The organism is Enterobacter soli, from assembly GCF_964208575.1.
GTDB lineage: Bacteria > Pseudomonadota > Gammaproteobacteria > Enterobacterales > Enterobacteriaceae > Enterobacter > Enterobacter soli_A.
The window spans coordinates 12864-27498 of the sequence record NZ_CAXOFU010000032.1; the positions used below are offsets into that span (position 1 = coordinate 12864).

Genomic DNA, 14635 nt, shown 5'->3' on the forward strand with positions numbered 1-14635 from the left:
TTCTGGGGACGCGGCGGTTATATTAGCGAACAACTAATACCGGAATTCGCGCGTAGCGTAAAATAGATTCCGCGTTCGAGCCGAGGAGGTGCGTGGTAATACTTGGGTTTTTAGACCCGATAACAATGACGTCAAATTCCCCTTCTTTACTCAGGGCAATAATTTCATCACGCACGTTCCCAAAACGAACCTTACAGTGAATATTCTCCGGAGCGATATCAAATAAACGCTTTAAGGCGTTCATTTTCTTTTCTGACTCCGTGGTCATGTACTCTTCGAACTTTTTGATATCCGCGTTGAACCCGCGCAGCAGCGAGCGGCTGCTGTTCGGCAGGATGTTCACCAGCGTGATGGACGCCCCTTCTGCCTTCGCGAGGTTCGCTGCATGACGAACCGCTTTATCACTCAAATCCATTTCAAATACATCAACAGGCATCAAAATATTTTTGTACATACCTGGCTCCTTATTCCTGTGAAAGAGTTATTTTCTGTAGATAGAATTGCATTATCACGGTAAACAAACCCTAAACCGTTGCCTGCTGTTATCATCAATAAAGGCAAACAATTGTCCGGATTGTAAATAGACGTTGAGATATGTCAGCACATAAATTTGTGCCGCCGGAAACGGCGGCACGGGAAGTATTTACAGCTGTGCAGCGAATTGCGCGACGGCCGCTTTCGCGCCCTTCTGCAATAATGTTTGATACGCGTTCATTACCGCATCGACAAATACCGCCTCTTTCGGCAGCTCATTGCCGAAAATAGCCTCAATGCCGAGCAGCGCGTGCACGCGGCTTTCGCCTTCGGCACTGCCGTTAACCGCCGCCTGGATCGCCGCGAGCTGCGGGTCGCTGACGTCGATTGGATTGCCCTGCTCATCCACGCCGCCAACGTAGCGCATCCAGCCGGCCACGCCCAACGCCAGCAGCGGGAAGCTCTTCTGGTGCACCAGATGCCAGCGCACGGAGTCCAGCATACGCTGAGGCAGCTTCTGGCTACCGTCCATCGCGATTTGCCAGGTGCGGTGGCGCAGCGCCGGGTTGCTGTAGCGCGCGATCAGCAGATCGGCGTAATGCGCAAGGTCAACGCCTTTCACCTTCAGGGTCGGCGCCTGCTCTTTCAGCATCAGCGCGTGGGCGGCGCGGCGATAGTTTTCATCTTCCATGCAGTCGTTAATGTGCTGATAGCCAGCCAGATAGCCGAGGTACGCGAGGAACGAGTGGCTCCCGTTCAGCATACGCAGCTTCATCTCTTCGAACGGGATCACGTCGGCCACCAGCTCTGCCCCCGCTTTTTCCCACGCCGGGCGACCAGCGACGAAGTTATCTTCGATAACCCACTGGCGGAACGGCTCGCAGGCTACGCCTGCCGGATCGCGCACGCCGGTCAGCTGTTCGATTTTATCCAGGGTTTCAGCCGTTACTGCCGGAACGATACGGTCGACCATCGTGGACGGGAAGGTCACATTGGCTTCGATCCAATCCGCCAGCTCGGCGTTCACCGCGCGGGCATAGGCGCAGGTGACGTTGCGCATAACGTGGCCGTTTTCTGGCATATTATCGCAGGACATCACGGTGAAGGCCGGCAGGCCCGCCGCTTTACGACGCGCCAGGGCTTCAACGATCACGCCCAGCGCAGACGTTGGCTGATGCGGGTTTTTCAGGTCCGCCACGATGAAGGGGTGATCGAGCATCAATTGCCCGGTCGCCGGAGAGTGGCAGTAGCCCTTCTCGGTAATCGTGAGCGAGACAATCGCAATCTGTGGTTCGCACATGGCGTTCAGCACGGTTTCCAGGCCATCAACCTGAACGTGCAGCGCTTTCTTCACCACGCCCACCACCCGCGATGTCCAGGCATCGGCAGACATTTCAGCGACGGTATAGAGATTGTCCTGAGCCTTAAGATCGGCAATTTGCTGCTCGCCGCCAATCAGGTTCACTTCGCAGTAACCCCAGTCGCTACCGTGTTCAGCGGCCAGAATGTCGGTATACACCGCCTGGTGCGCACGATGGAAAGCGCCAAACCCTAGATGAACAATTCGCGTTTTCAGGTTTTCGCGATCGTACTGAGGAAGCGTGGCTTTCGCCTTTAATAACTGGTTTTCCATGATTAAGACTCGTTGTCGTAATGTAAAATGTAACCCCGCAGCGACAACACCCTCGCCGCTGCGGATCTGCTGACTACACCAACTAGAATGGCAGTACGTATGAAAATGGATGAGCCATAACCATACTGAATGTGCCGCGCCGAATATTGATTTACATTAACTTTCGTCTAATTGGTGTGATATAAAAATCAAGTTGTGTGACATCTAGAGCAAAAGATATAAACCACTCTAGCCCGCCGCTGTTACCCTTGGGGAAACACTTGCCGGGAAGGCGTTTTTGCCCTGACACAGCGTGTCGTAGGCGTACCCGGTGAGATCTTCCACCACCCGACGCGCTTCCGGCGTGGCCAGCTGCGGAGAGCCGTTGGCTTTCAGGCGATCCAGTTCATCAACAAAAATCTTGTGCGTGCGTTTGTTGAGGTGGAACGTCAGCGCCTGCCACAGCGCCAGAATCAGCAGCCCGGCAGTGCCAATGAATAACATCATGGCGATGGTATGGATGGCCTCCGGCGGCTGGGTCTGACTTCCCTTCACGAAGCCCCCGCTTTGCAGCAGCAGGCCGACAATAAAGGTCGCGATGGCCACGGTGGTTTTGCGGGCAAAGGTCATCACGGCGGCAAAGAGTCCTTCACGGCGCTGGTGGCTGACCATTTCATCGATATCCGGAATAAACGGGAACACGTTCCACGGGGTAAATTCCAGAACCGAACGCCCCACCTGGTACAGCCCTGCCAGAATGACCAGCGTGGCCACGGTGTTGAGCGCCGGGATTTGGTACACGGCAAAGAAGCCCCCCAGGCACAGCATCATCAGCGAATAAGCAAAGATATAGAGCTTAGACGGGCCATACTTGATGATCCCAATACCGGCCACGAGCGTGACGGGCAGGCCGACAATGCTCATCGACAGCAGAGTTCCCGCCAGCGACGAAGAGACATTCAGACAGTAAACGCAGAAGAACACGAATACGGTGTTGTAAACGTCTTTGCCGGTGAACGACAGCAGGTAGATAGCCAGATGCTTTCTGAACGCGCGGACCTTAAGGGTTGAGCCGTAGTCTTTAAACAGCTGGAAAAAGGCCGCCAGCTTTTCCAGTCCGGTTTTACGCGGCGCGCGGGTCTCGATGTCGGCCTTCATCTCCGGCGTCAGCTCGCGTTCCCAGGTGACTTTCCAGGAAATGAACACGCAGACCATAAACAGCACCGCAAAAATAACCCCGTTAATCAGGTACGCATGGGCGCTATTTTCCCCGAAGTAGCCGATGAGCAGGCCGGGAATAAAGGTTGCCAGGAACGTGCCCGACGCCGATAAAAACATACGGCAGGTTGACAGCTTGGTTCGGGAATTAAAGTCTTTGGTCATTTCTGAAGGCAGGGTTTCCCACGGAATAAGCACCATTGCCGCAATAATCTCGAACGCTAAATAGACCGCAAGATAAAATCCATAGCCCATACCATCAAGCCAGAGCAGCGCATATACCAGCATTAGCGGTGCGCCGATCAGCAGGAAAAAGCGACGGCGGCCAAATTTCTTACCAAAATAATTTTTATAAAAGTGGTCGGTAAAACTGCCCATAAAAAGACTGACGATGGCGTCGACAATACGCGCAATGGCGACAATCGATGCCGCCTCTACCGGCGACAGGCCAACAAACGTGGTGTAGAAAAAAAGAAGCCAGGCGCCAATAACGGTAAACGCGCCGCCGCCCATAATATCGGTCAAGCCATAGCCAATACTAACCGGAATGGTTATTTTTTTGTTTTTCCGAGACATGATCCATCCTCTCTAGATGAAGAGCATTAAAAATCGAAATAATTCCTGGCGTTATCGTGGCAAATATTGACGATCATTCGAGAAAGAATGTCGTTATTGTCGGGCACTTCCCCCTTCTCTACCCATCCCCCAATTAAATTACACAGGATGCGGCGGAAATAATCATGGCGCGTATAGGATACGAGGCTGCGGGAATCGGTAAGCATGCCGACGAAGTTCATTAATAGCCCCTGATCGGCCAGGCTATTAAGCTGATTTTCCATGCCGCGTCGCGTGTCGTTAAACCACCAGCCGGAGCCAAACTGGATCGGCGATTTCACGCCGTGCTCCGCAGACTGGAAGTTAGCGATGGTTGTCGCGACCACGTCGTTGTAGCTGGCGTTCAGGTTATACAGAATGGTTTTCGGCAGCGCGTCCGCCTGCGCCATCGCGTCCAGCAGGCGGTTCAGGTTGGCGGCCAGATGGTTCTGGTCGGTCAAGGAGTCAAAGCCGGTGTTGACGCCCAGCGCCCGATACATACGAGTATTGTTATTACGGATCGCGCCAAAATGAATCTGCATTGCCCATTTGCGCTGTTTATAGTGACGCGCCAGCATCACAAATATCGCGCTTTCCAGCCTCGCAGTTTCCTGCGGGTTTAACGCCTCGCCTTTGCGCTTGCGGTTGAACAGGCGGTTAATGTCCTCTTCATTTGCGGCCTGATAGCGGATCTCAACCGGGCCGTGATCGGAAATACGGCATCCCGTTTCGTGGAAATAATCAATTCGGTTTCCCATTGCCGCGGTGAAATCATTAAATGAGGCAATGTCGACCTGCGTTATTTCCGCCAGGCGCGTAATAAAGGCAGAAAATACCAGCGCGTCTTCGGCAAATACATCGTCGGGACGAAACGTTGGCAGAACCTTTACGTTAAACGAAGCGTCGTCACGCAATAGCTGATGATAGCGTAAAGAGTCCAATGGCGAATCGGTGGTGCAAATCACTTCGACGTTTGAGCGTTTAATTAATTCCCGCGGCGCGAAGTCGGGCTGCTGCAATAAGCGGTTGCAGTGCTCCATAATTTCGCGCCAGTTATGGCTGCCAAGCGGTTCGTCGCAGGAAAAGTATTTATTCAGCTCCAGGTGCGTCCAGTGATAAAGCGGATTACCAAAGCTGGACTCCACGGTTTCAGCCCATGCGGCAAACTTCTCTTCGGGTGACGCATCGCCGGTAATAAACTTTTCGTCGATACCGTTGGCGCGCATCGCGCGCCATTTGTAGTGGTCACCCCCCAGCCAAAGCTGGGAGATGTTTGCTGCGTTTTGGTTTTCGAAAATCTCTTTGGCATCAAGATGGCAGTGATAGTCGATAACAGGCAGGTCTTTCGCATAGTCCTGATAAAGCTTCACGCCTCTTTCATTGCCGATCATAAAGCGATCGTTAATAAAACTCATGACTGCATTCCGTAGCGATGCGCTTTCGCTTTTAAGGCTTTCGCTTCTGCGGCATCTTCAGCTTCGCTCAGGTCGCGGTCGCACACTTCCGGCATGAATATCGCGGAGACCAGGCCAATCAGGGAGTAGACAATCATCATGACGACAATCGGCCACCAGGAACCGGTCATGTTGCAGAAGATACCCGCCAGAACCGGACCAAAACCAACTGCCACCAGGCCGCCCGCCTCTTTCGAAATCGCCATACGGGTAAAGCGGTTACGCGAGCCAAACATTTCGGCCATCGTGATGTTTTCCAGCGCAAACAGGCCGAGCACCGCGAAGTTGTGAATGATGATGATGGACATCATGATCACGCCCGGGCTGTAGCTGTTGTCGACGATGATCGACAGCATCGGGTACGCCAGCAGAATGGCGGAGATGTTCAGCACAATGTAAGGCAGACGACGGCCAATTTTGTCCGACAGCCAGCCCAGCAGCGGAATGGAGATAAAGCCGAGGATGGAGCTGATCATCAGCGCATCCGTGGGAATGCTCTTGTTGAACATCAGCGTCTGGACGAGGTAGCCCGCCAGGAACGTCTGGATCAGACCTGAGTTACCCGCCTGACCGAAGCGCAGACCGGTCGCCAGCCAGAACGACTTGCTCTTGAACATTGCGCCCAGCGTGGATTCCTGCGCGACGGCCGGGGCGACGGTCTCTTCATCGCTCACTTTTTCGAAGACAGGGCTCTCTTTCAGGTTCATTCGCAGCCAGATAGCGAAGATCATCACCACCACGCTTGCGAGGAACGGAATACGCCAGCCCCAGGCAATCAGCTGTTCACGATCGAGCACGAAGAACATCACCGCCCAGATAGCCGTTGCGCTCAGGGTGCCGCAGTTGGTGCCCATCGCCACCAGCGAGGAGATAATGCCGCGTTTCCCTTTCGGCGCGTACTCCGCCAGCATGGTTCCCGCACCGGAGATTTCCGCCCCGGCCCCCAGGCCCTGGATGATACGCAGGGTCACCAGCAGCACCGGTGCGAAAATGCCAATCTGCGCGTAGGTCGGCAACACGCCAATCAGCGTGGTACAGATCCCCATCATGGTTATGGTGATAAACAGCACTTTTTTACGGCCAATGCTGTCGCCCATGCGGCCAAAAATAAAGGCCCCGACGATACGGGCGATGTAGCCTGCGCCGTAGGTTCCCATCGCCAGAATCAGCGCCATCGCGGCGGATTGCTCCGGGAAGAAGATCTCATGGAAGACCAGCGCGGCCCCCAGGGAGTAGAGCTGGAAATCCATAAATTCGAGCGCAGTGCCAAGCCAGCCTGACACGGCGGCTTTCACCAGATCTGAGGTCGTTCTTTGAGGTTGTGTCTGAGTCATAATGGCTATCTCTGAAAGGTAAGATGCGTACCACTTAGAGCCTGTCTTTGCAGGCTCTTAACCGCGTTAGTTTTTATTAGTCGAACGTCAGCAAGACCTTGCAGCACTGGCGCTGGTCTTTTTCAAACAGTTCGAGAGCGTCTGTTACGTGGTGGTAGTCAAAGGTATGAGTAACCAGTTTATCCGGGTCGATAAGTCCTTTTTCCAACCACTCGATCACAACCGGGAATTTGTTCGCATTGAGGCGCGACGAGAAAATCGACAGCTCTTTGCCCGTAATTCCCTGCTGGATTATCTGGCTTGGTTCACTGGAGAAGCCCATCAGCACAATGCGGGCGGCCGGTGCAGCCAGGGTAATTGCTTCCTGCAAAATTGAAGGGTGGCAGGCGGCATCGATAATCAGCGTGGGCTTCACGCCTTTTTCATCCAGCACCGACTGAACGGACTGCCCGGCGTTGTTGAATACCCAATCCGCGCCGCTGCGCTCTGCCATTGCCAGACGTTCATCGATTCGGTCTACCACGATGACCTGCTTCACGTTGTAAACGCCTTTCAGCGCCTGCACGGTCACCAGACCCATCGGGCCCGCGCCGTAGACCAGCGCGATATCCTGTTCGGTCGGTTTGGCTTGCCCGGTCACGTTCGCCGCGATGGTGAACGGCTCAACCATGACGGCGTGTTTATCGGAAATCGCATCGGGGATCACCCACGCGTTTTTCGCCGGCACCGCGGCGTATTCGCTGAAGCCGCCGTCGCGGTGTACGCCCAGCACCACCAGCGAGGCGCAGACGTTCGGTTTGCCCACCGAGCACTGGTAGCAGTGGCCGCAGCTGATCACCGGGTCGACGGAGACACGCTGCCCGATACGGGAGGGATCAACGCCCTCGCCCACCGCATCAATCACGCCGAAGAACTCATGGCCGATCACGCGCGGATATTTGGCGAACGGGTTGTGCCCCCGGTAGATGTGGCTGTCGGAACCGCAAATCCCGGCAAACTTCACTTTAACGCGGACTTCACCCGCGGCGGGCGCCGGAACGGATCGTTCTTCAAGCACCAGCGCATTCGGCTGTTGAATGACTACGCTTTTCATTGTTCGCTCCTCTTTTACCAGTTCCACAGCGTGCCATCTTCAAGACGGGCAACCGGCAGATAGGCAGGGTCGTACGGGTATTTCGCCGCCAGTTTTTCGTCGAAGTCGATGCCCAGACCCGGCTTGTCGCCCGGGTGCATATAGCCGTTATCGAAGGTCCAGTTATGGTGGAACACTTCCAGCATCTGCTCGGAGTAGCCCATATATTCCTGAACGCCGAAGTTCGGCACCCACAGGTCGAAGTGCAGCGCGGCAGCGTGGCAAATTGGCGACAGGTCGGACGGGCCGTGTGAGCCGGTACGCACCTGGTACAGCGAAGCAAAGTCAGCGATACGACGCATCCCCGTGATACCGCCCGCATGGGTGATGGTGGTACGGATGTAGTCGATGAGCTGTTCTTCAATCAGCTGTTTGCAGTCCCAGATGCTGTTGAACACTTCCCCTACCGCGATTGGCGTTACGGTGTGCTGGCGGATCAGGCGGAAGCACTCCTGGTTTTCCGCTGGAGTAGGATCTTCCATCCAGAACATGCGGAACTCTTCGATGCTCTTGCCGAAACGCGCTGCTTCGATTGGCGTCAGACGGTGGTGCATGTCGTGCAGCAGATGCTCATTAAAGCCATACTTGCTGCGCACCGCGTCAAATAATTTCGGGGTAAAATCGAGGTATTTTTCGGTTGACCACAGCTGCTCTTCCGGCCAGTTGCCTTTGGTCGCAGGCTCATAGGCCAGCCCTTTCCCCTTAGACATGCCGTAGGTGGTTTTCATGCCCGGCACGCCGCACTGAACGCGAATGGCTTTGAAGCCCATCTCTTTATGACGCGCGTAATCTTCCAGCACATCGTCGATGGTGTGGCCGGTGGTATGGCAGTAGACCATTACCCCTTCGCGGGACGCGCCGCCGAGCAGCTGGTACAGCGGCATATTGGCGGCTTTGGCTTTGATATCCCACAGCGCCATATCCACAGCGGAGATCGCCGACATGGTTACCGGGCCTCGACGCCAGTAGGCGCCTTTATAGAAGAACTGCCAGATATCTTCGATGCGGTGCGCGTCGCGGCCAATCAGCTGCGGGCAAAGATGATCTTTCAGGTAGGAGGCAACGGACAGCTCGCGTCCGTTAAGGGTGGCGTCACCATAGCCAACGATCCCTTCGTCGGTGGTGATCTTAAGGGTGACAAAGTTGCGCCCCGGGCAGGTCACAAATACTTCAGCCCCAACAATCTTCATAATCTATTTCCTTACATCGCCTGTTGTGATGCAGGAAATCTACTCAACTACACTACTACCATACAAGTATAACGATCGTGAAATCAGCGTTCGATCACAAATTATGGGCGCCTACGCGCGCCCCCATCCGGCCACGATAATCAACATGCCGCACAGCGCAACGAGCGCGCCCGCCCAGTCGTAGAGGCTTAATTTCACGCCGTCCACCACCCGCAGCCACAGCAGCGCCGTACAGACATACACGCCGCCGTAGGCCGCATACACCCGCCCGCTGGCGGCAGGATGCAGCGTTAGCAGCCAGACAAACAGCGCCAGCGCGACCCCGGCAGGAACCAGCAGCAGAACCGATGCCCCCTTCTTCAGCCAGAGCCAGGGCAAGAAGCAGCCGATGATTTCACACAGTGCGGTGGCAAAAAAAAGCAGCGTCGTTTTGATCATAATGAACATTTTTTGAGGGTTGGTTGAGACATGATACGCGATAATCGGCTGTACTTTTACATACCTGCCGCGCGGGTATTCTGCGCTTTTGGATTGGTGTAGAATCCAACCTGGGTAAACCGATTATCTGCACCCGTTAAAAGGAAACGCTATGACTACATTAAGCAAACGCCTTTGTCTGACAGCCCTCTTCGCGCTGTCAACGTTCGCTTTTTCCGCTACGGCATCTGCCGAAACCAGCAAGCTCATTATTGAGTCTGGCGATAGCGCGCAAAGCCGTCAGAACGCCGCGATGGACAAAGAACAATGGAATGACACCCGCAACCTTCGCCAGAAGGTGAACAAGCGTGCTGAGAAAGAGTGGGACAAAGAAGACGTCGCCTTTGACGCGCGCGACAAATGTCAGCAAAGCGCCAACGTGAACGCCTACTGGGAGCCCAACACCCTGCGCTGCCTGGACCGCCGCACTGGCCGCACGGTTGCACCCTAAACTGCCGGGATGAACATGGACGATATTAAACTTCGACCGCTGGAGCGCGAGGATCTGCGCTTCGTTCACCAGCTCGACAACAACGCGAGCGTGATGCGCTACTGGTTCGAAGAGCCGTACGAAGCCTTTGTTGAGCTGTCCGATCTGTACGACAAACACATTCACGATCAGAGCGAACGCCGTTTTGTGGTGGAGTGTGAGGGTGAAAAGGCCGGGCTGGTGGAGCTGGTTGAGATCAACCACGTTCACCGCCGGGCCGAGTTCCAGATCATTATCTCCCCGGAGCATCAGGGCAAAGGCCTTGCTTCGCGGGCGGCAAAGCTGGCGATGGATTACGGATTCAACGTTCTGAACCTGTACAAGCTCTACCTGATTGTTGATAAAGAGAACGAAAAAGCGATCCACATCTACCGCAAGCTGGGCTTTATGGTGGAAGGCGAGCTGATTCACGAGTTCTTTATCAACGGCGAGTACCGCAACACCATCCGCATGTGTATCTTCCAGCATCAACATCTGGCCGGACACAAAGCCTCTTCAGCCAGCCTGCTGAAACCCACCGCGCAGTAACCTGCGCGGTTTTCATTTATCGCATCAATAATAATCAATGCTGTTTTTGATGGTGTACTTGCGCTCGACGGCGGGTTTTACGCTGTCGTCAATAATCAGCAGATCGCAGGCCACCGGATTGTTGTGCCGGTCGTAATCACAGCTCTGCCGGACGTGTCCCAGAGGCTTGTCGTTGAGCATGCTCACCGCCGTGTAGTCGAGCTTTTTACGCTGATCTTTTGACGGCGTAGACTGGACAGAGAGCTGCTGGTCGCCGGAGATCGTGGTTTTCCCCAGCGGATACCCTTCTGCATCGTAGCGATACTTCACTTCCATCTCTTTGCCGTGCGCCGCGACAACAAACCCATTGTCGTCGGTGTCCCAGGTCACGCCCGCCGCAGGCAGCTCCGCAAGCTGGCACTTGCCCTGTAATTTCACCTTGCGCTGCTGCGTTTCCGCATCGAGGTAGTAATTGGCGTCCAGCACCAGCGCCACGCCGGTATTGGATTCCAGATCGTGTAACTCCAGAGTATCGAAACACCCTTCGGTGGACACTGTGCCAACCACCCGCTTGGTCACTTCGCCCTTCTCGTTGAGCAACGTCTGGGTAAAGTCTTTGACCGGCCCGCGCAGAGGATCAAAATCAAATTCATTTGAGAAGCTCGCCATCTCCGGCGAAAAAGAGAGCGGCGCAGAGCCGTTGTCGCACCCTACCAGCGTCGTTGCCAGGAGCGTTATCACTGCGTATTTCTTCACATTATTGTCCGATACAGGGAGATAATTCCCAATCATATTAGCAAATACAGATGTTTATACGAACCCTGCTAGAATTAATCTACACCCAGAGAAAAGAGAAGAAGGAGCGACAGATGAAAAGGTTACCCTGGATTACCGCCCTGGTGTTGATGAGTGCTGCCCCGGCCGTGCTGGCTGCCCCGGACTCCTGCGAGCGCGTGAAAAGCGACATACAGCAGAAGATTATTAACAACGGCGTCCCTGAGAGCGGCTTTACGCTGAACATCGTGCCGAACGATCAGGCCGACAGGCCGGACGCCCAAGTGGTTGGGCATTGTGCCAATGACACCTTTAAAATTTTGTACACCCGCACGGGTAGCGGCGCGGCATCGGGCGCACAGGACAATGCACAAGCCGAACCGCAGTGATTTTTATGCCCGATCGTCCGTTCAATACCCATTGAATTGATAAGGATTAATATTCACTACCCTTAAATAAGTAAAACTCACCCATCATTAGCCCGGTTGTAATCACGGGCGTCAATAACTCTTACTGACAATGATGGGGTGAGCTATGTCCGAGGCAGACAATCACGGCGGGATAAGCCGTCGAACGCTGGTCAAATCTACCGCAATAGGCTCACTGGCGCTTGCCGCCGGTGGGCTTTCCTTACCTTTCGGTTTAAAACGTGCCGCCGCAGCGGTGCAGAGCGCCGTGCAGCCCGCTGACGATAAAGTGGTGTGGGGAGCCTGCTCGGTTAACTGCGGCAGCCGCTGCGCCCTGCGCCTGCACGTTCGCGATGACGAAGTGTACTGGGTAGAAACCGACAACACCGGCGATGATATTTACGGTAACCACCAGGTCCGCGCCTGCCTGCGCGGGCGCTCCATACGCCGTCGTATCAATCATCCGGACCGCCTGAACTATCCGATGAAACGCGTCGGCAAGCGCGGTGAAGGCAAGTTCGAGCGCATCACCTGGGACGAAGCGCTGGATACCATCGCCACCAGCCTGAAAAGCGTGGTGGAAAAGTACGGTAACGAAGCAGTTTACATCAATTACTCCTCCGGAATTGTCGGCGGCAACATCACCCGCTCCTCCCCTTACGCTTCGCTGGTGGCGCGCCTGATGAACTGCTACGGCGGGTTCCTCAGCCATTACGGCACCTACAGCACGGCGCAAATCAGCTGCGCTATGCCGTACACCTACGGCTCCAACGACGGCAACAGCACCTCGGACATTGAGAACACAAAGCTGGTGGTCATGTTCGGCAATAACCCGGCCGAAACGCGCATGAGCGGCGGCGGGATCACCTACTTCCTCGAACAGGCGCGTGAACGTTCTAATGCGCGGATGATCGTTATCGATCCTCGCTACACCGACACCGCCGCCGGGCGTGAAGACGAGTGGATCCCGATTCGCCCGGGCACCGATGCCGCTCTGGTCGCCGGGATTGCGTGGGTGTTGATCGACGAGAACATGGTTGACCAGGCGTTCCTCGATAAATACTGCGTCGGCTACGATGAGAAAACGCTGCCGGAAGGCGCGCCCGCCAACGGACACTACAAAGCGTACATCCTCGGTCAGGGGGAGGACGCCACGGCCAAAACGCCGGAGTGGGCGTCGCGCATCACCGGCATTCCCGCCGATCGCATCATCAAACTGGCGCGCGAAATTGGCTCGGCGAAGCCCGCGTACATTTGCCAGGGCTGGGGCCCGCAGCGTCAGGCCAACGGGGAGCAGACGTCCCGCGCCATCGCCATGCTGCCGATCCTGACGGGCAACGTCGGCATCAACGGCGGCAACAGCGGCGCGCGTGAATCCACCTACACCATCACCATCGAACGTATGCCGCTGCCGGAAAACCCGGTCAAAACCCAGATTTCCTGCTTTAGCTGGACGGACGCCATCGTGCGCGGCCCGGAGATGACCGCGCTGCGCGACGGCGTGCGCGGGAAAGATAAGCTCGACGTGCCGATCAAATTTATCTGGAACTACGCCGGAAACACCATCACCAACCAGCATTCCGATATCAACAAAACCCACGATATTTTGCAGGACGAGAGCAAGTGCGAAACGATCGTGGTTATCGACAACTTCATGACCTCGTCGGCGAAGTATGCCGATATCGTCCTGCCGGATCTGATGACCGTTGAGCAGGAAGACATCATTCCTAACGACTACGCGGGCAACATGGGCTACCTGATTTTCCTCCAGCCCGTTACCGCGCCGAAGTTCGAGCGTAAGCCGATTTACTGGATCATGAGCGAAGTGGCGAAGCGCCTCGGCCCGGACGTGTATCAGCAGTTTACCGAGGGGCGCACCCAGGAGCAGTGGCTGCAGTATCTGTACGCCAAAATGCTGGAAAAAGATCCGCAGCTGCCGTCCTACGACGCGCTGAAAAAGATGGGCATCTACAAGCGCAAAGATCCGAACGGGCATTTCGTGGCCTATAAAAAATTCCGCGACGACCCGGAGGCCAACCCGCTTAAAACCCCGTCGGGTAAGATTGAGATCTACTCGAGCCGGCTCGCGGAGATCGCCAGCAAGTGGGAGCTGGAAAAAGACGAAACCATCACCGCCCTGCCGGTTTACGCCTCTACCTTTGACGGTTGGGATGCGCCGGAACGCAAGACCTGGCCATTACAGATGTTCGGCTTCCACTATAAAGCGCGCACCCACTCCAGCTACGGCAACGTTGACGTGCTGAAGGCGGCCTGCCGTCAGGAAGTCTGGCTGAACCCGGTCGACGCCGCGCAGCGTGGCATTAAAAACGGCGACATGGTGCGCGTCTTCAACGACCGCGGCGAGGTGCGCATTCCGGCGAAAGTGACGCCGCGCATCATGCCGGGCGTGAGCGCGATGGGCCAGGGCGCGTGGCACGACGCCAACATGAGCGGCGATCGCGTTGACCACGGCTCCTGCATCAACACGCTGACCACCCATCGTCCTTCTCCGCTGGCGAAAGGTAACCCGCAGCACACCAACCTGGTGCAGATCGAGAAGGCATGAGGAATAACACATGACAACCCAGTATGGATTTTTTATTGATTCCAGCCGCTGCACCGGTTGCAAAACCTGCGAACTGGCCTGCAAGGACTATAAGGACTTAACCCCGGACGTCAGCTTCCGCCGTATCTACGAATACGCGGGCGGCGACTGGCAGGAGGACAACGGCGTCTGGCATCAGAACGTCTTCGCCTATTACCTGTCGATTGCCTGCAACCACTGCGAAGACCCGGCCTGCACCAAGGTCTGCCCGAGCGGTGCGATGCACAAGCGCGACGACGGGTTTGTGGTGGTAAACGAAGACGTCTGCATCGGCTGCCGCTACTGCCATATGGCCTGCCCGTACGGCGCGCCGCAGTACAACGCCGCGAAAGGCCACATGACCAAGTGCGACGGCTGCCACTCCCGC

Annotated in this window: 14 protein-coding genes; 5 read left to right on the forward strand and 9 right to left on the reverse strand. The window is 55.7% G+C overall.

The genetic code is table 11. The features are described from left to right. Positions 1 to 22: 22 nt before the first annotated feature. The 8 genes from AB6V08_RS21975 to AB6V08_RS22010 all read right to left on the reverse strand — a co-directional run bounded on the left by AB6V08_RS21975 (position 23) and on the right by AB6V08_RS22010 (position 9446). Complete coding sequence (locus AB6V08_RS21975; RefSeq protein ID WP_368544907.1) at positions 23 to 454, reverse strand: universal stress protein; 432 nt, start codon at positions 452 to 454, stop codon at positions 23 to 25. Between the two features lie 189 nt (positions 455 to 643). After that, positions 644 to 2107 (reverse strand): mannitol dehydrogenase family protein, encoded by a 1464-nt coding sequence (locus AB6V08_RS21980; RefSeq protein ID WP_368544908.1) that lies wholly within the window; start codon positions 2105 to 2107, stop codon positions 644 to 646. Positions 2108 to 2335: 228 nt separating this feature from the next. After that, the gene (locus AB6V08_RS21985) at positions 2336 to 3880 is read right to left on the reverse strand and encodes an MFS transporter (RefSeq protein ID WP_368544909.1); all 1545 of its coding nucleotides are present in this window, start codon (positions 3878 to 3880) and stop codon (positions 2336 to 2338) included. A 26-nt stretch (positions 3881 to 3906) separates the two neighbouring features. Continuing rightward, the gene (gene uxaC / locus AB6V08_RS21990; protein ID WP_368544910.1) at positions 3907 to 5313 is read right to left on the reverse strand and encodes a glucuronate isomerase; all 1407 of its coding nucleotides are present in this window, start codon (positions 5311 to 5313) and stop codon (positions 3907 to 3909) included. Beyond that, the gene (locus AB6V08_RS21995; RefSeq protein WP_368544911.1) at positions 5310 to 6686 is read right to left on the reverse strand and encodes an MFS transporter; all 1377 of its coding nucleotides are present in this window, start codon (positions 6684 to 6686) and stop codon (positions 5310 to 5312) included. Before AB6V08_RS21995 ends, uxaC begins: the two co-directional genes overlap by 4 nt. Before the next feature lie 76 nt (positions 6687 to 6762). Beyond that, a complete protein-coding gene (locus tag AB6V08_RS22000) occupies positions 6763 to 7779 on the reverse strand; it encodes a Zn-dependent oxidoreductase (protein WP_368544912.1) in 1017 nt (338 codons plus the stop codon). A 14-nt stretch (positions 7780 to 7793) separates the two neighbouring features. After that, entirely contained in the window at positions 7794 to 9008 is a 1215-nt protein-coding gene (gene manD, locus AB6V08_RS22005) for a D-mannonate dehydratase ManD (protein WP_368544913.1), read from the reverse strand. A 111-nt stretch (positions 9009 to 9119) separates the two neighbouring features. After that, a complete protein-coding gene (locus tag AB6V08_RS22010; protein ID WP_368544914.1) occupies positions 9120 to 9446 on the reverse strand; it encodes a YnfA family protein in 327 nt (108 codons plus the stop codon). 151 nt (positions 9447 to 9597) lie between these two features. Here AB6V08_RS22010 and AB6V08_RS22015 point away from each other — a divergent pair, with 151 nt between their 5' ends. Beyond that, positions 9598 to 9936 carry a DUF1283 family protein gene (locus AB6V08_RS22015; RefSeq protein WP_234672726.1) on the forward strand — a complete coding sequence of 113 codons (339 nt, stop codon included), beginning with the start codon at positions 9598 to 9600 and terminating at the stop codon, positions 9934 to 9936. 15 nt (positions 9937 to 9951) lie between these two features. Further along, positions 9952 to 10503 carry a spermidine N1-acetyltransferase gene (gene speG, locus AB6V08_RS22020; protein ID WP_439649909.1) on the forward strand — a complete coding sequence of 184 codons (552 nt, stop codon included), beginning with the start codon at positions 9952 to 9954 and terminating at the stop codon, positions 10501 to 10503. A 24-nt stretch (positions 10504 to 10527) separates the two neighbouring features. On the opposite strand, the gene AB6V08_RS22025 is transcribed toward speG, so the two are convergent. Next, complete coding sequence (locus AB6V08_RS22025; RefSeq protein WP_439649910.1) at positions 10528 to 11274, reverse strand: YnfC family lipoprotein; 747 nt, start codon at positions 11272 to 11274, stop codon at positions 10528 to 10530. A 77-nt stretch (positions 11275 to 11351) separates the two neighbouring features. Here AB6V08_RS22025 and AB6V08_RS22030 point away from each other — a divergent pair, with 77 nt between their 5' ends. The 3 genes from AB6V08_RS22030 to AB6V08_RS22040 all read left to right on the forward strand — a co-directional run. After that, complete coding sequence (locus AB6V08_RS22030; RefSeq protein ID WP_368544917.1) at positions 11352 to 11645, forward strand: DUF1161 domain-containing protein; 294 nt, start codon at positions 11352 to 11354, stop codon at positions 11643 to 11645. A 145-nt stretch (positions 11646 to 11790) separates the two neighbouring features. Beyond that, positions 11791 to 14229 carry a selenate/tellurate reductase subunit YnfE gene (gene ynfE / locus AB6V08_RS22035; RefSeq protein ID WP_368544918.1) on the forward strand — a complete coding sequence of 813 codons (2439 nt, stop codon included), beginning with the start codon at positions 11791 to 11793 and terminating at the stop codon, positions 14227 to 14229. A 10-nt stretch (positions 14230 to 14239) separates the two neighbouring features. Continuing rightward, positions 14240 to 14635: 4Fe-4S dicluster domain-containing protein (locus tag AB6V08_RS22040; RefSeq protein ID WP_368544919.1), on the forward strand; the 396-nt coding region annotated here is incomplete at its 3' end.